Here is a 26994-nt window from a genome sequence, read left to right as displayed (position 1 = left end):
TACATTTCCCCATGAATAGTGATTATTTAGAACAGAACCGGAATGCGTGGAACCTGAAGACCGCTGTACACAAGCAGTCGGCGTTTTATGATATCGACTCGTTTAAAGCCGGTAAGAACAGTTTAAATCAGCTTGAGCGTGACTGGCTGGGCGATGTAAACGGGAAGACGCTGCTTCACCTGCAATGTCATTTTGGAATGGACACGATTTCCTGGGCGAGACTGGGGGCCAAAGTCACAGGCGTTGATCTTTCCGACGAAGCTGTTAAGCTGGCCGGTGAACTGGCCGCATCCGAAAAGGCTGATGCGCGTTTTGTATGCTGTAACGTATATGACACACGCAACCACATACACAACACCTTTGATATTGTGTTTACCTCGTACGGAACCATCGGCTGGCTTCCCGACCTGAACAAATGGGCCGAAGTAATTGCACAATCGCTTAAGCCCGGCGGACGGTTTCTGATAGTGGATTTTCATCCGGTGTTGTGGATGTTTTCGAACGATTTTTCACACCTGGCCTATCCCTATAACAGTGCCGAAAACGAGCCGATTGTGGAACTGGAAGAAGGCAGCTACGCTGACCGCAATGCGGAAATCAGCTATACCACCTACGGCTGGAACCATGGCCTTGCAAAAATTATGGGCAGTTTGATGGCACAAGGACTTCAGCTGAAACGCTTTGAGGAATACACCTACTCGCCTTACCCCTGTTTTCAGAATATTGAGCAGAGCGAAGACGGTTTCTGGCGCATCAAAGGTTTCGGCGATAAAATGCCGATGATGTACGGGATTGAGGTGGTGAAGCCGGTGTAATCAGAGTTTCAAACCTAACTGGCAGGCTTGGTTAATACGCTCGGCGAGAATGTCGTATTCGAGGCTGCACTGGCGAACGGCGTTGAGGTGGTTACCTATGGCTCCATCGGCGGGAGTGAGGTGAAACATGGGTTTACCCGCTTCTATAGCCATGGGGTAGAGACTGCGATTGAATTTGAGTAAAGAAAGACTCATTTTGTCAACATGAATATCATTTCCAACATCTATGTTCAATTGCAATACTTCATGCCAATATTCCCTAGAAATAGCAGCACCATATATTGAGTTTGGATATAAATTTATATCTGTACTACCTGGAAAAAGGATAATGTAACCAGAATGGAATCTATCCATTTCTTTCATTTTCTTCAAATAATTCGAACTATTACACCATTCTCTTTCCCACTGATTCAAACTATTACCAGTTTTTCTAATAGAATGCAATGATAGATTATCATAAGATACAGGAAGAAGATTACAATCAGCCATAAACAATACGGTCTTATTAATTGCTGATAAATTCGGCCCTAAATCAACCAATACTATATCAATATCATCTTTTTCACATGCATACTTTATGACATCTTCAAATAAAGAAAGTTCTGGATATTTATCATTCGGATCACTATTAAAGGAAAACCATGCTGTACTTAGAAACTCTTCAGCAGAAACAAACTCAAGATCATTCGGAATTAAGTAAATATTATTACTAATAGGAATACTCCGATATTCTGACTTCTCATGTAGTGTCAGCTTTTTACTACCTAACAAACTCCCAAAGTAAAGATTTCTTGTAAGATGAGATATTTGATCACTTGATGGCAAAAACATCTCCGTCAACCCCGCCTGTGGATCTAAATCCACCGCCAAAACTCTTACTCCTTTTTCGGCAAACTTGTGTGCGAGGTGGTAAATCATGGTGGTTTTCCCGATTTTACCTCTGCAATTGAAAAAGGTAATGATTTTCATAACGCAGCTGATTGGATAAGCACGTTGATGTAAGCGGGCTGATCAATAGTGAGTTCAACTTTGTTGCCGTTTTTGATCAAAAGATCAAGTGCAGTGGCCACACCACGGCTGAATTTATTTACATAGCCAAGATTTTTAAGTGCTTCGGCAATGGTGGGATTGCGGTAATCATTAATTTCAGGAAAAGCATCGCGGGCAGCACCGTACAATCCGCCCACATTCCGAATCTGAATACTGTCTTCCGACTGGTAAAACTGTATCGGCGCATTGGAATCATAATTCCGGTGCATAACCGCATTCATAAGCAACTCGCGGAGTGCCCATGCGGGGTAATCGGCTTTCATTTCTTCGCGCAGGCCTGAAACGGGAACTGGCTTTTGGCGGATTATAAGTTGCACAAACCGGTCGAGATCACGGAGCATGGAAATGAGGTCGCCGGAAAATCGTTTTTCTTCCACCACATTGCTGGTAATTAATTCTTTCTCGTAGCGTACATACTGTATGTAGGCTCCGGGCAGGAAGAAAAGCGGATTGATGCCAAAAAACAGAATTCCGGCGTGTGTAGGACAATCGAATTTAGTATCGTAAAAGCCAAGCGAGGCCATCTGTATTTTAATGTCGCGGTGATTGGCTTCAATTACGTCGGGCGGAACGGCGGTGGGTAAATAGGTTTCCCTGAATAGATTTACATTCAGGTCTGAAAGTGTACTTCCCCGTGCAGCCTGCGAATCGAAGGGACGATTTCCTGCGCGTGCCCTTTTTTCGGACAACATTCTTTCTTCATTTTCTGCGGCAATAGCTTTTGACGGGCCTACGCGAATGTAAATCCGCCCTTTGAATTTGAGCGGAGGCGCAATGTGCGGGAATACTTTTACTACTACTACCTGCCTACCGTCTATATCTATGCTTTCAGTAGTGAGTGCTGGCGGCGAGGAAAGATTCCCTCCCGAACGCAGGTTACTGATGGTGAGCATTACCTTTTCGGCATTGGTCACCCCTTTAATTTCGTTGTTATCTGTCACACCGAGAATAAGATAGCCCGGCTGCTGATGATCGGGAAAATCATTGGCAAAGGCACAGATTGCTTCCCCGAACTTATCGGTATTGGTTTCAGACTCGGTTTTTTCAATCCGGTCTGTTTCAATGCCTTGAATTAGTTGCCTGAGTTCGTCGGGTGTCATAAGCCACGAAGTTAAGCAAACAGGTGAATGTTATTTAATCACCCCTGAAACTCTTTTACCGCATCCACAAAGCAACGCACTTTGTCTTTTTCCAGATCCGGATAAAGTCCGTGCCCGAGGTTGGCAATGTGGCGTTGCGGACCAAATGCACGAAGCATTTTATGTGCTTCGGCTTTGATGGTGGCAAAATCGGAATAAAGCAAACACGGATCGGCGTTGCCTTGCAGCGTTTTGTCTGGCCCGATGAGTTCACGCGATTCGGCAGCATCCATGGTCCAGTCGAGCCCTACCGTACGGCAGGAAGCAAGCAGCCCGAGATCGCGGCGAATGAAGTGTGCATCTTTGGCAAACACGGTTACGGGCACCAGCGTATGCAGTTCATCGCAAATGCGGGCTATGTAGGGCAGCGCAAACTCGCGGTACTGCACCGGTGAAAGAATACCGGCCCAGGAATCAAAAATCTGAACCAGATCGGCCCCGGCAGCTACCTGAGCTTTGAGGTAATGAATGGTGCTTTGCGTAATTTTTTCGAGCAGGGCATGTGCCGTTTGCGGCTCGGTGTAAAGGAAGCGTTTGGCTTTTGAGAATGTTTTTGAGCCGCTGCCTTCTACCATGTAAGCCAGAATGGTCCACGGCGCACCCGCAAAACCGATAAGCGGCACGCGGTTACCGAGCGCGGCTTTAGTAAGCCGTATGGCATCGCACACGTAGGAAAGATCATCAACCCCGTTTGCCACGCGGAGCGCTTCCACATCGGCAGCAGAGCGTATTGTTTTGGGGAACAGCGGGCCACGGCTTTCCACCATTTCGTAATCAAGACCCATTGCCTCGGGAATGACCAGAATATCAGAAAAGATAATTGCGGCATCCACCCCGAGAATATCTACCGGCTGCACGGTTACCTCGCAGGCAAACTCGGGCGATTTTACCAATTCCTTAAAGCCGCCCATTTTGGCGCGTACTTCACGGTATTCGGGCAATACGCGGCCGGCCTGACGCATGAGCCACACGGGTGTGCGTTCTGTTTTTTCGCCACGGGCCGCACGCAGTAAGAGATCGTTCTGAAGATTCATGGCCGCAAAGGTAAGTGTTTGGCGCCGGTGCTTGTCAGCGTTTTGTCAGGGCCGGAATTTGCCCGGAAAATTTAAGAACGGCCATACTAAAACCCGTGTATCTTTGCGCACAAATAGCGAAACCGTGAGCACCGAAAAGCAATCGTTTGATGTGGTAGTTATTGGCGGAGGCTGTGTGGGCCTTGCCGTGGCGTATAAAATAAATGTGCGTCATCCGAACCTGAAAGTAGCCGTTCTTGAAAAAGAAGATCGTCTGGCTCCACACCAGACCGGCCGTAATTCGGGAGTTATTCACTCAGGTATTTATTACAAGCCGGGCTCCTACAAAGCCAAAAACTGTGTGGACGGCCGCCGTGAGCTTGTGGCGTTTGCCAAAGAACATAATATCGCTCATGATATTTGCGGGAAAGTAATTGCTGCCGTAAAGGAAAGCGAGCTTGCCCACATGCACAAAGTGTTTGCCAACGGACAGGCAAACGGTGTGGAAGACATCGAAATCATTACCGGCGATCAGGTACGCGAAATTGAGCCCTATGTAAAAGCTATTGCCGGCATCCGGGTGGGCTGCACGGGTATTATTGATTTTCCGGGCGTAACCCGTAAACTGGGCGAACTGCTTGAACAGAAATTTCCCGGCAGCAAAGTATTCCTCAGTACCGAAGCAAAAGATTTCATCCATCACAACAACAGTACCGACATTATCACCAACCGGGGTACCATAAACGCACGTTATCTGGTAAGCTGCGCCGGTTTGCAAAGCGACCGTATTGCCAAAAAAGAAGGCACCCGAAGCGATGCCGCCATTGTAGGTTTCCGTGGCGATTATTACGACCTTACCGAGAAAGGCATGAGCAAAGTACGTCACCTCGTGTACCCGGTGCCCAATCCGCAGTTCCCCTTCCTCGGCGTACATTTTACCCGCATGATTCATGGTGGCGTGGAATGCGGTCCTAACGCCGTATTTGTGTTTAAACGCGAAGGCTACGGACGCACTTCCTTCAGCATGCGCGATACCGCTCAGGCCTTTGGTTTTGGCGGCACCTGGAAATTCTTCGCCAAACACTGGAAATTCGGTCTGGATGAATACCGGGGCGCTTTTTCAAAAGCCTACTTCCTCAAACGCCTGCAAACATTAATTCCCACACTCGAATCAGACGATATTGTGGCAAGCCGCAGCGGCGTACGCGCCATGGCGCTTTCGCCCGAAGGCAATATGATTGATGATTTTAAAATTGAGTACAAAGGCAACGCCATTCACGTGCTCAATGCCCCTTCTCCTGCCGCCACAGCGTGTCTCGCCATAGGCAAAGCGGTAGAGGAAATGGCTACCGAAAAGTTTGCGCTGGTGAAGTAATTTTGGGGGGATGTGAAACTTATCGGGAAAAATGTCGTAAATTTGGGGACAGTTGTCGAAGGAGGTACACATGTCTCTCACCAAAGTTACGATTGAGCAAAAGCTCGATAAAGAAATCGCCCTGCTCTTGCAGCACAGTTCGCCCGAAAACTTACCGGTGCCTGTAGCTGCTAAGTTGCGTAAAACACGCACCTACGAAGATTTCCTCGAAGATAAAATGCTCATCGTGGTGGTTATCCGCTTGGGTATTCCGTATTCACTTTTCAGTCTTATACAGCACTATACGCCATTTACAGAAAACGACTGGGCATCACTGCTTGATTTGTCCACCAAATCGCTTCAGCGGTACAAACAGGCATCAAAAAGTTTCGGGCCGCTTCAATCGGAAAAAATTATTGAAATGGCGGAGGTAACCAAAGTGGGCCTTGATGTATTTGGTGATCTGGAAAAATTCAGAGGCTGGTTAAATACACCCAGTTTTGCCTTAGGAGGCCTTGAGCCGATGGAACTTCTCAAAGATTCATACGGCAAGGAAATGGTTATTGGCGAGCTTGTACGTATTGATCACGGTGTATTTGTGTAAGCGTGTATGGAAGTATATCGGCTTACACGTGAGAAATACGGACTTTCGCTTTCGGGTAAAGGCGCAGCGGCAAAAGGAGCGCGTTGGAATTCTCCCGGTACGGAACTGGTGTACACCGCTTCAAACCGCTCGCTTGCTATGGCCGAAGTAGCTGTGCATTTCAGTCTTGCCACATTGCCCGACGATTACTTTATGCTTACTATCTACATACCGGATAACCTGAAGTTGATTAAGCTTACTGAAACTGAGCTTCCTGAAAACTGGAACACATTTCCTCACATTTCAGCTACACAGAAATTCGGCGATCAGTTTGTAAGCAAAAGTAAATCGTGTGTACTTCAGGTTCCCTCAGCAGTAACGCCCGGCGATTTCAATCTTTTACTCAATCCGTTTCACGCCGACTATGCGAAGGTGAAAATCATTGATCAGATGAAGTTCCCTTTTGACAAGCGGATTTTTAAGGGGTGAAATTGATTATAAGTTGCAGTTGCGATCAGCCTTGGTTCCGACAGGAATTTTATAACAACCCCAATCCAGCTATTCATGAATATCATTTTGAACTGACATAGCCATAACAGGATCTATGTTTTTCAAAAGCGTTATGGATTTGAGTACTGATCGATATGCAACAATCAGGAGAATTAAAGCAATAATCAACAACACAATATTTCCTGCTTTAACTTCGGCTCCTATAAATGCCACTCCCAACTCTATAGTCACAACAGCTGCTATTGAATAGGTTAAAGCTTGTTTCAAATTTGTTTTAGAATAAAACCACATCCCTAAAAATATCCCGGAAATGGCTAAACGCAAAATTCTCTCATTTTCACCTTCAGCGTCGTTTATATCAAAAATAATAGCTAAAAAATATTCGCCAGAAGCTGATAACAAAAGCCTGCGGGCTAAAATTATTTCATCTGCAGCCTCTTTTACGCGCTTTCTTAATTTACGTCGATTTACCACAAACTGATATTGTTCGGAAGGCAAACCACGCTGAGGAAATTTACAAATCGGACAATAAACCTCAGTTTGGGAAAAAGGATGAAGTCCGCAAATGTAACACGTACTTAAATCAGTTACCTTAACCTTTAAGGTGCCATATTTTCGGGTATCGCGTGAGGATACAGCTGGTGCAGATCGTGATGCCATCGACATAAATTAGTTAATAATCCGCGTTTCCTCCCCTCACCCAGTGCATTCTCAGTAAAACAGCCGTACTTGTGTAGCGGTAAAATGTAACGGCCATCACCACCACGTATGCAGTCGAAAATGCCAGTGACCATAAGTTGAGTTTATGCAGCCAGAAGGCAGCAGCAATAAACAACACGCCCACCGTACCGGCCACGGCAGCCGATACTTGTGTGAAACGATTGGGCAGAAAATACATGACCAGATTAAAGCTCCCGGCCAAACCGTAGAGCAACAGTGCAGTGAGCGAGTGCCAGCCACGTGTTAACGAAATATTGGCCACACAACCAAGCGCCGCACCCAGCACAAACTGCTGCGCCAGATTGATCCACCATGCCGATACCAAAATACTTTTGCGCAGGGCAGCATGCTGCTCGAAGAAACGTTTTTGCTCCGTCTCACCACCCTGCAACGGAAACAGACATACGCTGCACACCACATCCTGCGAGACTTTATCGGCAAAGCAAAAAAGACATTCTTCCTGTGACTTGTCGTTTGCGGTTGTGTTCATTTTATGCTTTGTCTTTCCAGTACCACCAGTTCAGCTTTTCAGTTTCATGCAGCGGCGTACTTACAAAATATAACGCGCAGCGAAACACGTAAAGCATACAACGGTCAATGTGCATGCCGCGCATCCTGCAAAAATCGGCATACAGCTTTTCCGGATTTTTTCCGGCAAGCTGGCTGCGTGAAGTAAAGCCCATGTCAATAAAATCCTGCGCAATACTTTTTCCCACACCCGGAATGACGCGGAAATCATTGAGCATGGCAGTATGCAACAGATCTTTCGGCTTACGTGCAGGCATTATTCTTTGGCGCCCTTTTCGCCCACAAACTGATCGAGACTGCTTTTGAAAAGCACATTGAATGTGGTGAGGCTGCCGTAAATTTTTGTGATGTACTGCTGCATCTCCACCTTTTCACTGTCGGTGAGTTTGCTGTGGGCATTTATCTTCTGCTCCATGGTACGCAGGCGGTCGCGGAGCATTACAATTTTGTGGAAGAATGTTTCGATGGGAATTTCTTTGGGCTTAAGGCTGTTGTCGGCCGGCTGGAGGATGAGTTTTCCGCCTTCCCACCGGTTGCCGAGTTCAACAAACTCCGACTGCGAATCGCCCCAGTTTTCGAGCAGGCTGCGCAGGGTATATTCAAGATCGTGCATGGTAAATGTGTTTGCCATTTCCTGTTGTTCTTCTTCAGTAACCACGCGCAGCAATTCGTACTGGCGCTTTGAAATATCCATTGTGCCTCGCTTGCCAAAGTCGATTGTCCAGAACAGGTCTGTCACATCAACCACTTTGCCGCGGCCGAAATTATCGTGTTCTACTGTTGTGCCGATTTGTATTTCGTTCATGATTTCAGAATTTCAGAAACAGCCTGGCTTATTTTACCGGCCAGTTCATCGGTAGGTAAATCATTTACATCGGTTCCGAACGGGTCTTCAATTTCTTCGGCCAGAAGCTCAATGCTGGTGAATACGTAGAAAATGAATACAATAATCGGAATCATTACATATTTAAAGTCGGTTACAAAACCGAAAGGCATGGTAAGCGTGTAAAAGAAAATTATTTTCTTGAGGAACATGCTGTACGAATACGGTATCGGCGTATTGCGTATTCGTTCGCAGGCCCCCATGGCTTCGGCAAGTGAGCGAAGTTCTTCGTTAAGCATGAGCAAACGGGTTTTATCAATGAGTCCGTTTACTTCGAAGCTGTTTACCAGTCGTGTCAATTCGAGCAGCAGCGCATTGGGTACATGCGATTTTGAGAGAAAAGCCGCATTATCAATGTCCGGATGAGTTTCCCACTCGTCGTTGGTTTTAAGCTGGCGGAGATGGTCGCGGCAGGCGAAAAAGTAATTACTGAGAAGCACTCTGAAACGCTCACGTTCATCCTGTGCATGTGCAGGCAGAAAGGAGTGAATCTTGATACTCATGCTGCGCGAGTGATTGACAAATGTGCCCCAGAGCCTGCGGCCTTCCCACCAGCGGTCGTAGGCTGTATTGGTACGAAACACCAGCAGCAGCGAAAGCACAAAACCCATAAGCGAGTGCATGGTTACCGAGCTTTTGAAACGCATATCGAGTATTTCGATTTCCACATACGCTACAATGGCACTGTAAAGACCAATTCCCAGCATGGAGGGAATGAGTATGCGGAATGTATCGCTCCGGTGAAATGCGAAGATGAGCTGAATCCAGTTTTTCGGGTTATAGGTAATCATCAGTATTGTTTGGGAGGCTGAATTTACAAGATGTGCGGGAGAAACTTATCTTTACCGTTGAAAATTTCCATGAACGAATCAAAACGTGCGGACAAATGGCTTTGGAGTGTGCGGCTATACAAAACCCGGACACTCGCGGCCGACGCATGTAAAGGCGGCAAGGTTAAGCTGAACGGCGATATACTGAAACCGGCTAAAGAACTAAAGCCCGGCGATGTAATCAGCTTCCGATACAGTGTAATTACCAAAACAGTGAAAGTGCTTGCATTTCCGCCGGCAAGAGTGGGCGCAAAACTGGTGGAGCAATACATGGAAGACTTAACACCGGCAGAAGAATACCAGAAACTCACCGATCTCAAGGAGCTTGGCCCGCCGGTATTCCACACTGCCAAAGGCCGCCCCACCAAACGCGACCGCCGTAAAATGAATGATTTATTGTGATGGACAAACAACCCGACTACGAAGCACTGCGCAAACAACTCAGCGAATTTCAATGGCCTTCGCTGTACATGTATAAATTCATTGTGCCTTCCGACAACCAAAAAATTGCGCAGGTAGAAAGTCTTTTCGGCGACGATGCCGAGATTAAACGTCAGCCTTCTTCGAACGGAAAATACACCAGCATTACCGCCCGCGAGGTGATGCTCAGTGTGGACGATGTACTGATGGTTTATCAGCAGGCTTCGGCCATAGAAGGAATTATTGCCCTCTAACATACCCTTACAACACCATGAAACACCTGATTTTTGCTTTACTGCTGGCTCCGCTTTCAATTTCGGCACAGCAACAAATGCTTACTGTGGAAGATGCCGTGCTGCGCCAGCGCACTACGCTTGCACCCGAGCGCCTGCAACAACTAGCCTGGAATGCCGACAACAGCGTGGCTTTTGTGAAAGTTAACAACGGCGAAGAAACGCTTTTTATTGATGCCGCCTCCGGCAAATCTTTACCAAAAGCCGTACTCACACTCAGCGAACTGAACCAGAAAATACAGTCGCTGCAGGTTACAGCACTTGGCGGTATGAAAAGATTTCCGTTGATCACATGGACCTCGCCCAAAACATTTACGTTTCATGTGACACGTTATCTTGTTACCTATGATCTCGGCTCGGGTAAGGCTAAACCCCAACTCACTCCGGCTATCCCCGAAGATGCCGGCTACAGCGAAGAATCACCTGCCGGCGGACATATTGCCTACACACTTGCAAACAACTTGTATGTAATTAAAAGCGGCAGCGACGGCGCCACAGCCGTAACCAGCGACAGCGAAAAAAACATTGTAAACGGCAGCACCGTACACCGCGAGGAATTTGGCATTGAAAAAGGCATATTCTGGTCGCCCTCAGGCAATCTGCTGGCGTTTTACCGCATGGATCAAACCATGGTTACCGATTACCCGATAATGAATATCGCCAACCAGCCGGCCACCGCAACCATGATTAAATACCCCATGGCCGGCGCAGCAAGCCACCATGTTACACTTGGTGTGTATAACTTGAGTACCGGTAAAACCATTTTCATCCAAACCGGCGAACCCAAAGAACAATATCTCACCAACATTGCCTGGAGCCCCGACAACAAAAGCATCTACATTGCCGTGCTCAACCGCGATCAGAACCACATGAAACTGAATCGCTACAATGCCGAAACAGGCGCCTTTGAAACCACACTTTTTGAAGAGAAGGATACAAAATATGTACAGCCCCTGCACGCCATGCAATTTGTGCCGGGTAACCCCAACCAGTTCATCTGGCAAAGCGAACGCGACGGTGCAAACTCAATTTATCTCTACGGCACCGATGGCAAAATGATCCGCAACCTTACTCCGGCCACAGGCATTACACCCGAACCGCTTTACATCGTAACTGATGTGTATGGTTTTGATGTCAAAAACACAACCCTGTTTTTTCAGGCAGCTCCGTTTGGCAGCATTGTACGCCACATTTATAAAACCGAACTGGCTACCGGAAAAGTAACGCTGCTCAGCAAAGAAGACGGTGTACACAATGCGGTATTCAACAAGGCCGGCACACATTACATTGACAATTTTTCATCGGTAAACACGCCGCGTGTGCAGTCGGTGAATGACGTAAAAAGCGGTGCTGTAAAAACATTGCTGCGAGCAGCCAATCCGCTTGCAGCCTATTCAGCCTGCCAGATCCGCCTGTTTACAATAAATGCAGCAGACAACAAAACTCCGCTCTGGTGCCGCATGATTATGCCCGCCAACTTCGATTCTACAAAATCATATCCTTCACTGGTGTATGTGTATAACGGCCCCAACGTACAGCTGGTCACAAACTCGTGGCTGGGCGGCACCGACATGTTTCTTTACTACATGGCGCAACAGGGCTTTGTGGTATTTACGGTTGACGGACGCGGCTCTGAAAACAGGGGGAAAGACTTTGAGCAGGCTACATTCCGAAATCTTGGCTCGGCCGAAATAGACGATCAGGAAAAAGGGGTGGAATACCTCAAAACGAAATCGTATATAAACGCCAACCGCCTTGCTGTATATGGCTGGAGTTACGGCGGCTTTATGACCACATCGCTTATGACGCGCAAGGCGGGTTTGTTTAAAACCGGTGTGGCCGGCGGTCCGGTAATTGACTGGAGCTACTACGAAATCATGTACACCGAGCGATACATGGATACGCCGCAACAAAATCCCGAAGGCTACAAAAAATCAAACCTCGTGGAAAATGCGGACAAGCTCACCGGCAAGCTCCTCATGATACACGGCACCAGTGATGATGTGGTGGTTTGGCAGCACAGCCTGCTGTTTACCAAAGCCTGTGTGGATAAGAAAAAGCAGCTCGATTACTTTATGTATCCCGGGCATTTGCATAATGTAACAGGTATTGACCGCGTGCATCTGCTAACAAAAATTGCAAACTACATTATTTCATCTACCTGATTTTGATGTTTTGAAATTAGTACTGCGGCCAGAAATCAGTTGATTTTTGGCCGCAGTTTTTTTGTGCAGATTAATAATGGGTGTAAATTGCAATTGCAAACACAATACCCCGTCATGAAAAAACAATTACCCCTCCTCTTAGCAATTTTGCTGTTCCTTTTTATTGGAGCGCGTGAAGCAAAAGCTTGCCATGCCTTGCCGTTACTCAATGTTACGGTAACCAGCAACACTACACAAATTTTGGTAAACGGCTCATCCGACCCGGCTACGTGCGGATGCGGACCTTACTACATGGAGGTTGAAGTATCACAATTAAGCAATGGTTTTACCAGTATCACCCCGGCAAACAACAGTCCGCTCTGGAATACCTATCCGTTTTACCGCGATTCGCTGAGTGTTCCTGATTATTGTTTAGTTGAACCCTATTTCCCTGTTGAAATTGCATTTGCCAATTTATGCCCCGGTGGTACTTACTACCTCCGTGCCCGCGAGCATTCTACCGGTCCCGGAGGCAGTACCGGTCCGTGGACACAACCGATATCCTTTGTTGTTCCGGGTAGTCCGCCGCCGCCGAGTGCATTTGTGGCAAGCATTTCACCCGGTTCAGCATTGATCTGCGGCAGCGGAAGCATCAACCTGATCGGTACAACAACCGGAACCTGCAATGCATCAACCATCAACTATACATGGGCACCGGCAGCCAGCCTTTCGTCGGCTACAGGGCCAAATGTTATTGCATCGCCAACAGCTACCACCACATACACACTTACCTGTGTGGATGCAACATTGAATTACACAACAACTGCTGTTGTTACAGTTACAGTTGCGCCAACACCAACAGTTACAGTAACAAGTACCATTCCGTCAACCTGTAACGGAGCCTCGGGAGTAATCAATGTAAACTCCGCAGGCGGAACTCCGCCTTATACACTGGTGGCCAACAGCGGACCGCCACCAACAACGTATAATCCGCCTTTCATTAACCTTCCGTCGGGACCGTTTACAGTTACGCTTACCGATGCTACAGGATGTACGGATACTGAAATTATTATTCTTGATGATTCGTGCGATTATGTGTGGCCGGGCGATGCCAATGACGACGGCACTGCCGACAACTTTGATATTCTTACCATTGGCGTGGCCAACGGCAGTATCGGAACCGTGCGGCCTTCTGCTTCTCAGCTTTGGTACGGACAACCTTCGCCGAATTGGGCCACATCAACACCCAGCGGTGTCAATCACAAGCATGTTGACTGCGATGGCAACAGCTTTATCACACTGAACGATACCAATGCTGTAATTCTGAATTACGGATACGTTCACAACAACAGACTTGCAGCACCGGTTTATTCAGTGAACGTTCCCGATCTGCGCATTCAGCTTGTGCAGGATACCATGCAACCCAGCACAGCAGGCGCAATGCAGATACGGCTTGGCACATCAGCGATTCAGGCAAACAATGTTTATGGAATTGCATTCACCATCAATTTTGACCCCACTTATGTGGATGAAAATTCACTGGCACTTTCGCTCACCGGATCAATGCTGGGCACACCTAACTTCAACATTATGGGTGTGAAAGTTTTGCGGAGCGGATATGGCCAGCTTGATGTGGCCGTAACTCGCATTACACAAAACAACATCAGCGGAAGCGGCCTGCTGTGTACAATTCCGTTCAGCACAACTTCAGCATTACTGGCAACAGGAAATACGATGCTTGTTCCAATTACGCTGAGCCGTGTTCGTGTAATCGACAATCAGGAAAACCAGATTTCGGTAAATCTAATCAATGATACATTAGTGGCTACTGATTTGACGATTACAACCGGAACACAAAATAACCTTACCGAAACCACATCGCTGTTGCTTGTACCGAATCCGTCGGAAGGAATTTTCTCAGTTCAGTTTCATGCGTCAATGCGCGATAACTATACACTTTCTGTATATAATATTAACGGGCAGCTGGTATGGAATGAACAGCTCAACAGTTTCAGCGGAACTACAGTACGTTTGGTTGACCTTACCACCGAAGGAGCCGGAATGTATGTACTAAGGCTCAGCAGCCCAAGCGGCGAACAGCTGTCGCGGTTCATTATCAATTAAAAAAAACTGCTGCGTAATCAATTTACGCAGCAGTTTTTTTATCACCGTTTTGTTCGGCAAATCTCTGTAAAAACAACTTTTCGGACATTAAAACCGTTTAGGCTGCTTCTGTATTGCCGGAATTTGTCGATTTTTACACTACAAAACTCATTTAACCATATACACATGAAAAAAATTACCCTGCAACTTGCAAGTGCATTTGTTCTCTTTACGGGTTCATTGTATGCGCAGAATGTAAATGTAACGGGTGCTGTGACCGGAAACGGCACCTACCCTACACTGGGCGGTGCATTTTCAGCCATTAATGCGGCCTCACAAACCGGAGCCAACATTCTAGTAAGTATTGTAGGTAGTACCACAGAGCCGGCTACAGCAGTGCTCAACAGCGGTGCGTGGAACAGCCTTACCGTGCTGCCAGCCGGTGGTGGAGCACGCACAATTGCGGGTAATATTGTCGGGCCGCTCATTAATTTCGACGGAGCCGACCGCGTAGTGGTGAATGGCTTGAACACCGGAGGCAACTCGCTGATCATAGACAACAGCAATGCTACCAGTGCTTCAACGGTGCAGTACGTAAATGATGCGCGTATAATTTCACTGCAGAACCTTACGCTGCGTGGTGCCAACTCTACTATTACCTCAGGCACCGTTCTTATTTTCACCGGCACTTCACTTGGTAATGACTCGCTGCTTTTTGATGCGGTAACATTTGAGGAAAGTGCGGGCTTCTTTCCGGTAAACCACATTTATTCGCAAGGTACGGCAGTGAGCGGACAGGAGAACAGCCAGATTACGGTAAACAACTGCCGTATCAGCAACTTCTTCAGTGCTACTGCGGCATCGGGTGGTATTCTTGCCGTTGCAGGCAATACAGACTGGACGGTAACCAACAACCGTTTTTATCAAACCGCATTGCGCACCTATACCACAGCCAACACCCATAAAGCACTTGCGCTTGGTTCGGGATCAAATCATATTGTTACGGGCAATACAATAGGTTATGCAGCACCTACAAATACAGGTGTTTATACAATGGCCGGTACAATTGCCACTCGCTTTATTGCTATTGAACTTAATGCGGGCAGTACACCTGCATCATCAGTACAGGGAAATACAGTTACAGCCATTTCGCTTAACACATCGAGTGGTGCCACCACTACAAACGGTATCCTTTGCGGGATTAACCTGCTTGGTACTACATCAGCCAACGTGGGCACAGCTGTTGCTAACGTATTCGGTTCACCAACCGGCACGGGTTCAATTGTTGCTACTTCTACCACAACCGGCGGCCTGGTAGTGGGCATAAACTCACAAACATCAGGCACGGTTGTTATTCAAAACAACACATTCGGCGCTATTACCTGTTCGGGTGTTACGGCTACGGTTGCGGGTAGTGTAACCGGCATCAACGTTTCGGCAATTGCTACTTCAATCAACATCAGTAACAACATTATTGGCAACACCACTGCCGATAACATCCGTGGCGGCACGCTGGGATTAACCACAGGCAACTCGCTGGTTACAGGTATTGCCATGCCAAGCACATCGGCTACAGCTACATTAAACAACAACATCATCCGCAACCTTGCTTCTTACGGTACAGGAACCGGTGGTTTTGTTCGCGGTATTACTACTGCTGCAGCTTCAGGTAACGGATCCACATATACCATCACCAATAACTCTATTTCCAACCTGGTTAGCAATGCGGCGAATACATCAATCGCAAACGGCAATACCGGTGCGCAGGGCATTCAGTTGGGGGTAACTACCAACTCGGTAATTTCCGGAAACATTATTTCCAACATCTCAAATATCAATACGGGAACAAACGGAAGCTTTGTGGTAGGTATAGCAATTGGTAATGCCACAAACCCCACCGTTTCAAACAACCGCATTTTCAACCTTTCAAATGCCGGTACATCCACCACGGTTACAGCACCCAGCATTATTGCCGGTATTGTAATCCGTTCGGGCACTACGCAGGTGAATATCGTAAACAACATGATTTCGCTGGGCAATGGTCAAACCACCAACTCGGCCATTATCGGTATCATGTGTAACCATGGTTCCACACCCGATCCGCTTGACCGCATCTATTTCAACACCGTCAACATCGAAGGCACAGCAGCAGCAGGTGCGCAACCTAGTTTTGGCATTGCGCGTACTGATTTCTCTACAATTGCACGCGTGGTAACTGTTGACATTCGCAATAACCTTATCACCAACACCCGCACAGGCGGCACCGGCCAGCATTTTGCCATTGCCAACAACTTTGGTGCAGCAGCATCATCGGCAACCGGATGGCCGGCCAATGCCTCCAACAACAACGTGCTCAATGCAAACGCGGCAACCATTGGCTGGTGGACAGGCGCACAAACCTTTGCCGGCTGGCAGGCTGCTTCGCTTTCTGATGTCAACAGCTTTTCGGGTATTACCGTAAACTACATTAATGCTCCGGGCGGTGATCTTCACCTCAACATGGGCATCACTCCCACACTCATCGAGTCAAACGGACAAACCATTGCCAGTTTCACCACCGACTTCGACAACCAAACCCGTCCGGGTCCGGTAGCTTCGGTAAACGGTGGTGCATTTCTGCCCGATATCGGTGCCGATGAATTTGATGGTGTTCCGCTTGATATTCTCGGTCCGCAAATTACTTTCACTCCGCTCGGTTATATATGCGACAGCAGTGCGCGCACAGTTACCGCCACTATTCTCGACCTCAGCGGTGTGCCCGTAGCAGGAACATTGCGTCCGCGCATTTACTTCCGCAAAAACGCAAATGCTTATGTATCAAATCCGGGCACATTGGTAACCGGCACAGCACAAAACGGCACATGGTCGTTTCCGATCAATGCATTTCAGATGGGTGGTCTCACACAAGGCGATGTGGTTTCGTACTTCATTATTGCGCAGGATGTGGTTGCACCTACACCCAACATTGGAGCAAATCCATCAGCAGGCCTGGTAGCCACAAACGTAAACACGGTTACCACACCTCCCACCACACCTTCATCTTATCCAATTTCGTTCACATTAAGCGGTACCTATACTGTTGGCACTACCGGTAACTATCCCACACTCACCGCTGCGGTAAACGCGTACAACAACAGTTGTATCGGCGGCCCGGTGTTGTTTAGTCTCATCGACGCTGCCTACACCACAGAAACGTATCCGATAACCATCAACGCCAATGCGTTTTCAAGTGCGGTAAACACACTTACCATTAAACCGGCCACAGGCGTTACGTCAACATTCTCCGGCTCAAGCGCCACCGCAATGATTATTTTGAATGGTGCTGACAATGTAACTATTGACGGAACCAACGGCACTACCATCAACAGCCTTTGTCCGCGCGTACAGGCCAGCCGCAACCTGATTATTGAAAACACCAACACCTCAACGGCAAGCGCAGTTGTGTCGCTTAACACTTCCGCCGGTGGCGATGCAGCTACCAACAACCGTTTAATGAACAGCATTATTCAGGGCAACGGAAGCCTTACCACGGGTGTAGCCATCAACATCAGCGGTCCGGCAATTGGCAGCGGCGCTGGTGCAAACGGCAACAACAACAACCAGATTGTAAACAACGAGGTGCTGCGCGCACAGGTTGGTATTTTCAATGCCGGCTCTTCAGCCACCACACGCAGCAGCAGTAATATTTACCATTTGAACGAACTCGATTCAAACGGTACATTTATTATCGGCCGCATAGGTATCATGTCGTTGTTTGAAGATGGCCCGTCGATTCAGGGCAACAACATCGGCAACCTGAACAACGCTACCTCTACCGACCAGATTGCCATTGCAGTGGGCAACAATGCAGCGGCCAACTCAGTAACAGTTGGTGCCGAAACCATTAATGCCATTATTTCGGGCAACAATATTAATGGTGTGGTACAAACCAATACGTTCTCGGCTGTGGGGATTCTTGTGTCGGCCACATCAACCGGAACAACCACTGTAACCAACAACATGATTAACCGCGTGTTTGCCAACGGTACTGCCGGCGACTTTGCCTGCGGTATTTACTACGGTGGCGGTACCGGTCAGTTTAATGTATTTAACAACACAGTAGTGGTGAGCGGCGCTACCTTAACCGGCGCATCGCAGCCCAACATGGCCATTGGCATTAATGGCAGCACACCGCCGGTTGATATCCGCAACAACATTTTAGTTTGCGCCGGAAGCAACGGTTTCAACGGCAACACCGGCATTGGTCTGGCCTATACTTCAACCACAGGCAACTACGCCAACCTGGTAAGCAGCAACAACGATATTTTCGTGAGCGGCACCAGCGCCGTAATCGGTCGTACAAACGGTCTTGCGGCTGGCACCACACACACTGCACTGAGCAACTGGCAAACAGAAACCGGCCGCGACCTGAACAGTGCCAGCGTACTGCCCACCTTTGTATCCACTACCGATTTACACCTTGTAGCCGGAAGCAATCCGCTGCTTGAAGATCAGGGTGTGGTAATTGCTTCGGTAACGAGCGATATTGACTGCAATACACGTGATCTCTGTTCGCCCGACATTGGTGCCGATGAGTTTGGCACACCGCGCGAAATAAACGTGCAGGGCAACAGTGTAAACATTGCAAACGGCAGCACCACCACATCAGCGGCCGATTCTACCAGCTTTGGCACACAGTCGGTTTGCGCGGGTGTAATTTCAAGCACATTTACAATTCAAAATACAGGCAATAGCCCGCTTAGCATTTCAGGTGTAACCATTACCGGAACAAATGCAGCTGACTTTACCGTAACATCTTCGCCGGCTACTTCAATTGCCGGATCAGGAAGCTCAACGTTCAGCATTACGTTTAATCCTTCGTTCAACGGCCTGCACACTGCTGTGGTGAACATCGCCTCGAACGATTGCAACGAAGCCGCATACACCTTTGCCATCGACGGAACCGGCACACAGATAACGGCTTCCGCCAATACGCAGGTGGATGAAAGCTGCTTTGGCGACTCAACAGGTTCGGTATCTGTAAGTGTTTCGGGCGGCGTGGCTCCTATTTCTTACCTCTGGAACACCGGCGATACAACAGCCGCACTGACAGGGCTTGGTGCCGGATTCTATCTGGTTAACGTAACGGATGCAAACGGATGTACAGTATTCCAGGGCTTCACGTTAACTTCGCCTCCTCAATTGTTTGTAAACATCACCTCATCGGCTAACGTAACCTGCAACAGCCTCACCAACGGTTCTGCAACGGCGGCGGCCAGCGGTGGAAGCGGCACAAGCACCTACGCATGGTCGAGCGGCGGAAACGCGGCTACTGAAACCGGACTTGCTGCCGGGGTGTACGCAGTAACTGTGACTGACTCGCTGGGCTGTACGGTAATTGATTCAGTAACCATTACTGAACCCGACACACTGATGCTCACGGTGGCTTCGCAAACCACACCTTCGTGCTTTGGCGATATAAACGGAACAGCCACGGTGACAAGCACCGGCGGCACTGCACCGTACAGCTACATCTGGTCAACCGGCGGCACTGCTGCTACTGAAACCGGTCTTGGAGCAGGTTCGTATGGCGTTATTGTAACTGATTCGCTCGGTTGCAGTGATACGCTTAACGTAGTAGTTACACAGCCCAACCCGCTTACCATTTCCGCTTCAAGTACCAATCCCACACTGTGTGCAGGTATTAACGGAAGCATTGATGTAACCGTAACCGACGGTACGCCGGGCTATACTTACCAGTGGAGTAATTCGGCCACTACACAGGATCTCACTTTTATTCCCTCGGGTTCATACACCTGCGTAGTGACAGACACCAATGGCTGTGTGGATTCAGTAACCGCCATTCTCTCCGATCCGGCTGCTCCGGTAGTTACAATGGGAACGCTGCAAGCCACCATTTGTGCCGACGATGCTTCGCTTACACTCACAGGCACACCCGCAGGCGGTACATTCAGTGGCCAGGGTGTTACAGGTAACACGTTTGACCCGTCAACGCTTAACGGCTCAGTAACACTCACCTATACCTACACAGACCCCAACACTCAGTGTCAGGACAGCGCCTCACAAAACATCTTTGTGGATCCTTGCGCGGGTGTAACTGAGAATGCAGGTATTTCAAACGCCAGCTTATATCCCAACCCGAACAACGGTATGTTCACACTGACCCTCGGCTATACACCCGGCGATGCTGTGAGCGTTGAAATTTTCAATAGCCTGGGCCAGGTGGTAGATGCATTCACCATGACCAGCGACAACCGCAATACGGACATCAGCACCTATGAAAGCGGCATTTACAATGTGCGCATCACCGATGGTAATTCGGTAAAAGTGCTGCGTGTGGTTGTACAGAAATAGTACATTGTAAAAATGTAAAACGGCGCCGGAACAATTCCGGCGCCGTTTTTTTATTCTGTATTGTGAACTACTTCTGTAAGTTGATTAGCTCTATTTAATTTCAATTTTACGGCCACTGGTTTCCACCACATCACCGGAACGCAACTTGGCACGTTTCCGATATTCAACCTCTCCGTTCATTTTTACCGATCCTTCTTCCACTAGCCATTTGGCCTGACCGCCTGTTTCGGCAATATTCAGCACTTTGAGCAGCTGAATGAGTTCAATGTAATCGCCTTCAATTTCAAATACTTCTTTTTTCATCTTGCAGTGTGAGTTAATTGAAATACAATTTTCCGGTTTACATCCACTGAGCCTATACTTACATTGAATATAATATTATTCACGCCCAGACTCATTTTGTATTGTTGAATAATTTCGGCACCACGGGGCATAAAGGAGAGCGTATCGAAAGCCACCCCAACCTGCTGTTCGCCTTCGGCTTTTAAATTCACACCAATCTGGCTTCGCTTTTCTTCATTGCGGCTGCGCTCGGAGAAACGCCCTTTTGCATTGAGTATCACATCGCCGTTTTGTTTGTTGCGGCCTTTGCACTCCCATTCGTTCAGACAATAAAATGTAATACCCTGATCAATGGATTCCACATATTTATTCAGCTCTATCTCGTTTTCATATTCATCACCGTCTCTCCATACCACAGCCGACTGATGCGCCGAAAAAAGCTGCTGCAGGTAATCATTCATCGACTCACTGCCAAAGAATGATTTCAGCATTTTAAATTCGTTTCTGAATACTGAATCAGAAACTTCAGCACCATAGGCCAATAAAAAAGCCTTGTATATGGCCGAATCGGCTCCGGTGGTTTCAGTTACTTCGCCATGCCGGCTGAGTTTGAACTGGTATGCGGCGCCGTTCATTTTCAATAGTACGGTATCGAGCGGTATTCTTTGTATGTTGTTTTTGAGTGAGTCGGGTATTCCCAGATTGACCTCCTTTTTATTATCGAGGTGAAGATTTACTTTACCTATTGTTCCCGCGATAATATATACCGAATCATCTTCAATCCGTTCTACCTTCCAATCGGTATCAAGTGAAAACCGTTGTTTTTCAGTTCCGCCATTGATAATCATAAACCGGCTGCGGTTTTTCATTTCCACATTCAGCTTCACGCTGTACGTATCGCCCACATTTATTTTGATACGGGGACTGAGGCCGGGTTTGGTAGCACAGGAGGCAAACAGTGCAAGCGTCAGAATCGAAACGAGTAACTTCATGCAAAGGGGGTTTAAATAAGTCAGCCTCCACAACTTTTGCAGAGGCTGACCGGATTATTCTAATGGTGTGAAAAGCGTTAGGCTTTTACACTTGCACGGATGATGTTGAGCGCGCCGCCTGCTTTAAACCACTCAATTTGCTGAGCGTTGTATGTGTGGTTTACGGCAAACTCCTCGCTGCTTCCATCGGCGTGGTTGAGTACGATGGTGAGTTGCTGACCGGGCGCAAAGCTGGTGAGGCCTTTGATGTCGATCAGGTCGTCTTCGCGGATTTTATCGTAGTCAGCAGTGTTGGCGAAGGTAAGCGCCAGCATGCCTTGCTTCTTGAGGTTGGTTTCGTGAATGCGGGCGAATGATTTTACCAGCACGGCACGCACACCGAGGTGACGCGGTTCCATGGCCGCATGCTCACGCGAAGAGCCTTCGCCATAGTTTTCGTCGCCCACCACAATTGAGCCGATGCCTTGTGCTTTGTAGGCACGCTGCACTTTCGGCACTTCATCGTAGCTTCCATCGAGTGCGTTCTTCACGCTGTTTGTTTTCTCGTTGAAGAAGTTGGTAGCGCCGATGAGCAGGTTGTTAGAGATATTATCGAGGTGGCCGCGGTATTTGAGCCAGGGACCGGCCATAGAGATATGGTCGGTGGTGCATTTGCCTTTGGCTTTGATGAGCAGACGCAGACCGCTGAGGTCGGTGCCTTCCCACGCGGCGAAGGGCGCAAGGAGTTGTAAACGCTGTGATTCGGGCGACACGATTACATCAACACTGCTGCCGTCAGCAGCAGGCGCCTGATAACCGGCATCAGCCACATCGAAACCGTTGCGCGGAAGCTCATCGCCGGTGGGCGCGTCGAGTTTTACAGCTACGCCTTCTTCGTTAATGAGTGTATCGGTAATCGGGTTAAAGCCGAGATCGCCGGCAATGGCAAGCGCGGTTACAATTTCGGGCGAAGCCACAAACGCATGTGTGTTCGGGTTGCCGTCCTGACGGGCGCTGAAGTTACGGTTGAACGAGTGAACGATGGAGTTTTTCTCTTTCTTATCGGCACCGTGACGATCCCACATACCGATGCAGGGGCCGCAGGCGTTGGCAAACACGTTTGCGCCAATAGAGTTGAAGATACCGATGAAGCCGTCGCGATCTATGGTATAGCGCACCAGTTCAGAGCCGGGTGTAATGGTAAATTCGGCTTTGGCTTTGAGTTTTTTATCGGCCGCCTGCTTGGCGAGTGATGCCGCGCGGGCAATGTCTTCGTAGGATGAGTTGGTGCAGGAGCCGATAAGACCTACCTGCAGGTTGAGCGGCCAGCCGTTTTTCTCGGCTTCGGCGCGCATCTGCGAAATGGGGGTAGCACGGTCGGGCGTAAACGGACCGTTTACATGCGGCTCAAGTTCGCTCAGGTTAATTTCAATTACCTGATCGAAATAATTTTCGGGATTGGCATACACCTCGGCATCGCCGGTGAGGTGTGCGCGCACAGCGTTGGCGGCATCGGCTACAGCTTCGCGGCCTGTAGCGCGCAGGTAACGCTCCATGGAGGCATCATAACCGAAGGTTGAAGTGGTGGCCCCCACTTCGGCACCCATGTTACAGATGGTGCCTTTACCGGTACACGACATGGCTTCGGCGCCTTCGCCAAAGTATTCGATAATTTTATCGGTACCGCCTTTTACGGTGAGAATACCGGCTACTTTCAGAATCACATCCTTGGGCGATGTCCAGCCGTTGAGTTTACCGGTAAGCTTCACACCGATGATTTTCGGCATTTTAAGTTCCCAGGGCAAGCCGGCCATTACATCACACGCATCAGCTCCACCCACACCAATGGCAATCATCCCCAAACCACCGGCATTTACGGTGTGCGAGTCGGTACCAATCATCATTCCACCCGGAAACGCATAATTTTCGAGCACAACCTGGTGAATGATACCTGCGCCGGGCTTCCAGAAGCCGATTCCGTATTTGTTCGATACCGAAGAGAGGAAATCATACACTTCTTTATTTACCTGCACGGCACGCTCAAGATCTTTTGCCGAACTGTCTTTGGCGGTAATGAGGTGATCGCAGTGAACCGTAGAAGGTACGGCGGCCTGTTTGCGGCCAGCCTGCATAAACTGCAGCAGGGCCATTTGGGCGGTGGCATCCTGCATGGCTACGCGGTCGGGATTGAAATCAACATAATCCTTGCCTCTTGTGTAAGGCTGCGCGGGAAGAGCTTCGGTGAGGTGAGCGTAAAGAATTTTCTCTGTAAGCGTGAGCGGACGGCCTGCAAGTTTGCGGGCGGCTTCCACTTTACCCGGCAGTGCGGCATACACGGCCTTGATCATGTCGAGATCGAACAACATAGCGGTTTTCTTGTGTGGTTAATTCTGTTTTTGAATGGATTCCAAAGGTACAAATTCGTTTTCGAGCGGCGAACGAAAATCCGCTCCGCTTCTGCGTATTTGCTGATTTTTAACAGGAATTTACTCGTACCGCAGCGCCTCTATCGGATCAAGTCGCGCCGCTTTCTGCGCAGGATATAAACCGGCAAGCACACCCACCACAAAACAGATAACCATGCCCGATAAAATCCAGAACCAGGGCACAATGAATGTACCGCTCATGGAAAGGGCCATCACAAAGCCGAGTATCAGCGAGAACAAAATACCCACCAGGCCGCCAATGGTGCTGATCACAATGGCTTCTACCAGAAACTGGTTGCGGATAATCCACCGCGTGGCGCCGAGCGATTTACGCACCCCGATTTCTCGGGTGCGCTCGGTTACCGACACCAGCATAATATTCATCAGACCAATAGCGGCGCCGAAAAGCGTGATAATGCCAATGAATGTAGCGCCCAGTGTAAGATAACTCAGGTTGTCGATGAGTGAGGCGGCCACACTGTCGCTTTTGGTGATTTCGAAGTTTTCATCGTCGCTCACGGGCACTTTGCGAATGATGCGGAATGTGCCGGTTGCTTCGCCAATAGTGGGTTCGAGCTGTGATGCGCTGCGGGCAAGCACGCTGATGGTGTAGGACATGTTGGGCCACGAGAAATACTGACGCACGTTTTCTACCGGCAGCAGGGCAATTTTATCGCCGCCCATCCCCTGGCTGTTGCCTTTTGATTTGAGCACGCCGATAACGCGGTATTTGTTGCTGCCTACGGTTACCACCTGTCCGATGGGATCCTGGCGGTTGGTGAAAATGGTGCTTGCCACTTCGCTGCCGAGAATAACCACATGGTCGCCCTGCCTTACTTCCTGCGGCGAGAAGTTTCGGCCTTTGGCTATTTCGTAGCCGGCGGTGAAAATGTAATTGGCATCACTGCCGAAAACGCGGATATTCGGATTTGTTTTTTCGGAGCCGAATTTGATGGTGGCCGCCATGGAAGCCAGCGTGGAAACCGAAACGGTGGCCGGATAGTTGAATCGTTCGGTAAACTCCACAGCTTCCTGATAGGTAATGGCCCGGTATCGCCGGGGCTGTTTGCCGCTGCGGCCAATGCGCACGGTGGTTTCTCGGTTGCGGATGGTGAAGGTATTGGCGCCCATGCTTGCAAAATTGTTGCTGATGGAAGCCTTGAGAATATCAACTGCCGTAAGCGTGCCCACCAGCGAAATAATGCCCAGCATAATGATGAGCATGGTAAGTATGGTGCGCAGTTTTTGCCCTTTGATGGAAGAAAGTGCAAGACTGATGTTTTCCCTGACGGGCATTCGCATGGCGGCACGTATTTAGGATGTAAAAGTACGTGAAAACAAGGCTCGGCCAATTGACAAAAATAAACCGCCCCTGTTTCTGCGAAAGCAGCCACAGGGGCGGAAATATCAAAACAAACTCAGAACAAAGTGTTCAGTAACGATTACTCGCCTACCACTTCGAAGCTGAATGTGGCAGCCACGTCTTTGTGGATGCGGGCCTTGGCCTGATAGGTGCCGAGGGTTTTCACGTTTTCTTCGTTTTCGATGGTGATGTTGCGACGATCAATCTCGATGTTCAGTTTGCGGAGTGCGTCGGCCAGCTGAACGGCGGTAACCGAGCCAAAGATTTTGCCGTTTTCGCCGGCTTTAGCGCCAACTTTCACGAGCATATCCTTGAGTTTACCAGCCAGTTTTTCGGCTTCTTCACGAACTTTTGCTTCTTTGTGCGCACGCTGGCGTACATTTTCGGCGTGTACTTTCTTCGCGGTAGCATCGGCCAGAATGGCCATGCCGCGCGGAATCAGAAAATTACGGCCGAAACCGGGTTTTACTACAACTACATCGTCTTTGTAGCCCAGGTTTTTTACGTCTTGTTTCAGGATGACTTCCATGATCTGTTCCTCCTTTTCAATTATTTCAACTGATCGGCTACGTAGGGCATCAGAGCGATGTGGCGTGCACGCTTAATAGCTTGCGACACTTTGCGCTGGTATTTTACCGAGGTGCCGGTGAGGCGGCGCGGTAAAATTTTACCCTGTTCGTTCACGAACTTCAGAAGGAAGTCGGCGTCTTTGTAATCGATGTATTTAATACCGGCTTTCTTAAAGCGGCAGTATTTTTTCTTCTTTACCTCAACCGTGGGCGGGTTCAGGTAGCGGATTTCAGCATTTGCTTCAGCCATTTTGAATCCAGTTTTAGCGGTTGATGATTAAGCGGCGGTTTCTTTCTTAGCTTTTGCCTTGTTGCGACGTTTCTCGCTGTAGGCAAGACCATGCTTGTCGAGCGCAACGGTCATGAAACGCAGGATGCGCTCATCGCGTTTGAAAGCAAGTTCCAGGTCGTGAATGGTCTGATTGTTCTCGGTAGAGAACTGAATCAGGTGGTAGTGACCTGTTGATTTTTTCTGAATCTGGTAAGCCAGCTTTTTCAGGCCCCAGCTTTCTTCATGAACAATTTTCGCGCTCTGATCATTGAGCAATTTGCGAAACTTGCCCACCGCCTCCTTTGCCTGATCTTCAGACAAAACGGGAGTCAAAATGAAGACGGTCTCGTAGTTGTACATGTTGGTTTAGTTT

Annotated in this window: 24 protein-coding genes; 9 read left to right on the top strand and 15 right to left on the bottom strand. The window is 48.6% G+C overall.

The features are described from left to right. Positions 1–11: 11 nt before the first annotated feature. A complete protein-coding gene (locus tag IM638_16710) occupies positions 12–815 on the top strand; it encodes a class I SAM-dependent methyltransferase (protein ID MCA6364678.1) in 804 nt (267 codons plus the stop codon). Here IM638_16710 and IM638_16705 read toward each other — a convergent pair whose 3' ends face one another. From IM638_16705 to hemE, 3 genes are read right to left on the bottom strand one after another with little or no spacing between them, the layout of a single operon-like run. Next, on the bottom strand, positions 816–1784 hold the full coding sequence (locus IM638_16705) for a ParA family protein (GenBank protein ID MCA6364677.1): 969 nt from the start codon (positions 1782–1784) through the stop codon (positions 816–818). After that, complete coding sequence (locus IM638_16700) at positions 1781–2965, bottom strand: putative DNA binding domain-containing protein (GenBank protein MCA6364676.1); 1185 nt, start codon at positions 2963–2965, stop codon at positions 1781–1783. The genes IM638_16705 and IM638_16700 overlap by 4 nt, the downstream gene beginning before the upstream one ends. Before the next feature lie 38 nt (positions 2966–3003). After that, a complete protein-coding gene (hemE, locus tag IM638_16695; protein ID MCA6364675.1) occupies positions 3004–4038 on the bottom strand; it encodes a uroporphyrinogen decarboxylase in 1035 nt (344 codons plus the stop codon). Here hemE and lhgO point away from each other — a divergent pair. The 3 genes from lhgO (at position 4037) to IM638_16680 (ending at position 6443) form a co-directional block, all read left to right on the top strand. Continuing rightward, positions 4037–5392, top strand: a complete 1356-nt coding sequence (gene lhgO, locus IM638_16690) for an L-2-hydroxyglutarate oxidase (GenBank protein ID MCA6364674.1) — start codon at positions 4037–4039, stop codon at positions 5390–5392. The genes hemE and lhgO overlap by 2 nt on opposite strands. Positions 5393–5462: 70 nt before the next feature. Beyond that, positions 5463–5975: a DUF2384 domain-containing protein gene (locus IM638_16685; GenBank protein MCA6364673.1), complete on the top strand. Its 513-nt coding sequence runs from the start codon at positions 5463–5465 to the stop codon at positions 5973–5975. Between the two features lie 6 nt (positions 5976–5981). Next, complete coding sequence (locus IM638_16680) at positions 5982–6443, top strand: RES family NAD+ phosphorylase (GenBank protein ID MCA6364672.1); 462 nt, start codon at positions 5982–5984, stop codon at positions 6441–6443. Positions 6444–6512: 69 nt separating this feature from the next. Here the strand turns inward: IM638_16680 and IM638_16675 are convergent, their stop codons facing one another. The 5 genes from IM638_16675 to IM638_16655 are packed head-to-tail and all read right to left on the bottom strand — an operon-like array spanning position 6513 to position 9386. Then, positions 6513–7124, bottom strand: a complete 612-nt coding sequence (locus tag IM638_16675; protein MCA6364671.1) for a hypothetical protein — start codon at positions 7122–7124, stop codon at positions 6513–6515. Between the two features lie 13 nt (positions 7125–7137). Continuing rightward, positions 7138–7674 (bottom strand): hypothetical protein, encoded by a 537-nt coding sequence (locus IM638_16670; protein ID MCA6364670.1) that lies wholly within the window; start codon positions 7672–7674, stop codon positions 7138–7140. Between the two features lies 1 nt (position 7675). Next, a complete protein-coding gene (locus IM638_16665; protein ID MCA6364669.1) occupies positions 7676–7930 on the bottom strand; it encodes a pathogenicity locus in 255 nt (84 codons plus the stop codon). Between the two features lie 38 nt (positions 7931–7968). Next, a complete protein-coding gene (locus IM638_16660; protein MCA6364668.1) occupies positions 7969–8517 on the bottom strand; it encodes a hypothetical protein in 549 nt (182 codons plus the stop codon). Continuing rightward, positions 8514–9386, bottom strand: coding sequence for a hypothetical protein (locus IM638_16655; GenBank protein ID MCA6364667.1), 873 nt, complete (start codon positions 9384–9386; stop codon positions 8514–8516). Before IM638_16655 ends, IM638_16660 begins: the two co-directional genes overlap by 4 nt. Before the next feature lie 69 nt (positions 9387–9455). Here IM638_16655 and IM638_16650 point away from each other — a divergent pair, with 69 nt between their 5' ends. The 5 genes from IM638_16650 to IM638_16630 all read left to right on the top strand — a co-directional run bounded on the left by IM638_16650 (position 9456) and on the right by IM638_16630 (position 20739). Next, complete coding sequence (locus tag IM638_16650) at positions 9456–9827, top strand: RNA-binding S4 domain-containing protein (GenBank protein MCA6364666.1); 372 nt, start codon at positions 9456–9458, stop codon at positions 9825–9827. After that, entirely contained in the window at positions 9827–10099 is a 273-nt protein-coding gene (locus IM638_16645) for a DUF493 family protein (GenBank protein MCA6364665.1), read from the top strand. The genes IM638_16650 and IM638_16645 overlap by 1 nt, the downstream gene beginning before the upstream one ends. Before the next feature lie 17 nt (positions 10100–10116). Beyond that, positions 10117–12303 carry a S9 family peptidase gene (locus tag IM638_16640; GenBank protein MCA6364664.1) on the top strand — a complete coding sequence of 729 codons (2187 nt, stop codon included), beginning with the start codon at positions 10117–10119 and terminating at the stop codon, positions 12301–12303. A gap of 195 nt (positions 12304–12498) precedes the next feature. Beyond that, positions 12499–14406 (top strand): T9SS type A sorting domain-containing protein, encoded by a 1908-nt coding sequence (locus IM638_16635; protein ID MCA6364663.1) that lies wholly within the window; start codon positions 12499–12501, stop codon positions 14404–14406. A 165-nt stretch (positions 14407–14571) separates the two neighbouring features. Continuing rightward, positions 14572–20739 carry a choice-of-anchor D domain-containing protein gene (locus IM638_16630; GenBank protein ID MCA6364662.1) on the top strand — a complete coding sequence of 2056 codons (6168 nt, stop codon included), beginning with the start codon at positions 14572–14574 and terminating at the stop codon, positions 20737–20739. A gap of 90 nt (positions 20740–20829) precedes the next feature. Here IM638_16630 and IM638_16625 read toward each other — a convergent pair whose 3' ends face one another. The 7 genes from IM638_16625 to IM638_16595 all read right to left on the bottom strand — a co-directional run bounded on the left by IM638_16625 (position 20830) and on the right by IM638_16595 (position 26981). Further along, entirely contained in the window at positions 20830–21042 is a 213-nt protein-coding gene (locus tag IM638_16625) for an RNA-binding S4 domain-containing protein (protein ID MCA6364661.1), read from the bottom strand. Continuing rightward, the gene (locus IM638_16620) at positions 21039–22013 is read right to left on the bottom strand and encodes a hypothetical protein (protein MCA6364660.1); all 975 of its coding nucleotides are present in this window, start codon (positions 22011–22013) and stop codon (positions 21039–21041) included. Before IM638_16620 ends, IM638_16625 begins: the two co-directional genes overlap by 4 nt. A gap of 77 nt (positions 22014–22090) precedes the next feature. Then, positions 22091–24358 carry an aconitate hydratase gene (locus IM638_16615; GenBank protein MCA6364659.1) on the bottom strand — a complete coding sequence of 756 codons (2268 nt, stop codon included), beginning with the start codon at positions 24356–24358 and terminating at the stop codon, positions 22091–22093. Positions 24359–24478: 120 nt separating this feature from the next. Beyond that, positions 24479–25714: an ABC transporter permease gene (locus IM638_16610; GenBank protein ID MCA6364658.1), complete on the bottom strand. Its 1236-nt coding sequence runs from the start codon at positions 25712–25714 to the stop codon at positions 24479–24481. A 146-nt stretch (positions 25715–25860) separates the two neighbouring features. Next, positions 25861–26310, bottom strand: a complete 450-nt coding sequence (locus IM638_16605) for a 50S ribosomal protein L9 (GenBank protein MCA6364657.1) — start codon at positions 26308–26310, stop codon at positions 25861–25863. A gap of 20 nt (positions 26311–26330) precedes the next feature. Further along, complete coding sequence (locus tag IM638_16600; GenBank protein ID MCA6364656.1) at positions 26331–26600, bottom strand: 30S ribosomal protein S18; 270 nt, start codon at positions 26598–26600, stop codon at positions 26331–26333. Between the two features lie 27 nt (positions 26601–26627). Beyond that, positions 26628–26981: a 30S ribosomal protein S6 gene (locus IM638_16595; protein ID MCA6364655.1), complete on the bottom strand. Its 354-nt coding sequence runs from the start codon at positions 26979–26981 to the stop codon at positions 26628–26630. Between the last annotated feature and the right edge of the window lie 13 nt (positions 26982–26994).

The organism is Bacteroidota bacterium, from assembly GCA_020402865.1.
GTDB lineage: Bacteria > Bacteroidota > Bacteroidia > Palsa-965 > Palsa-965.
Note: the sequence above shows the minus strand (reverse complement) of the source record. Positions and strands in the feature narration are given on the sequence as shown.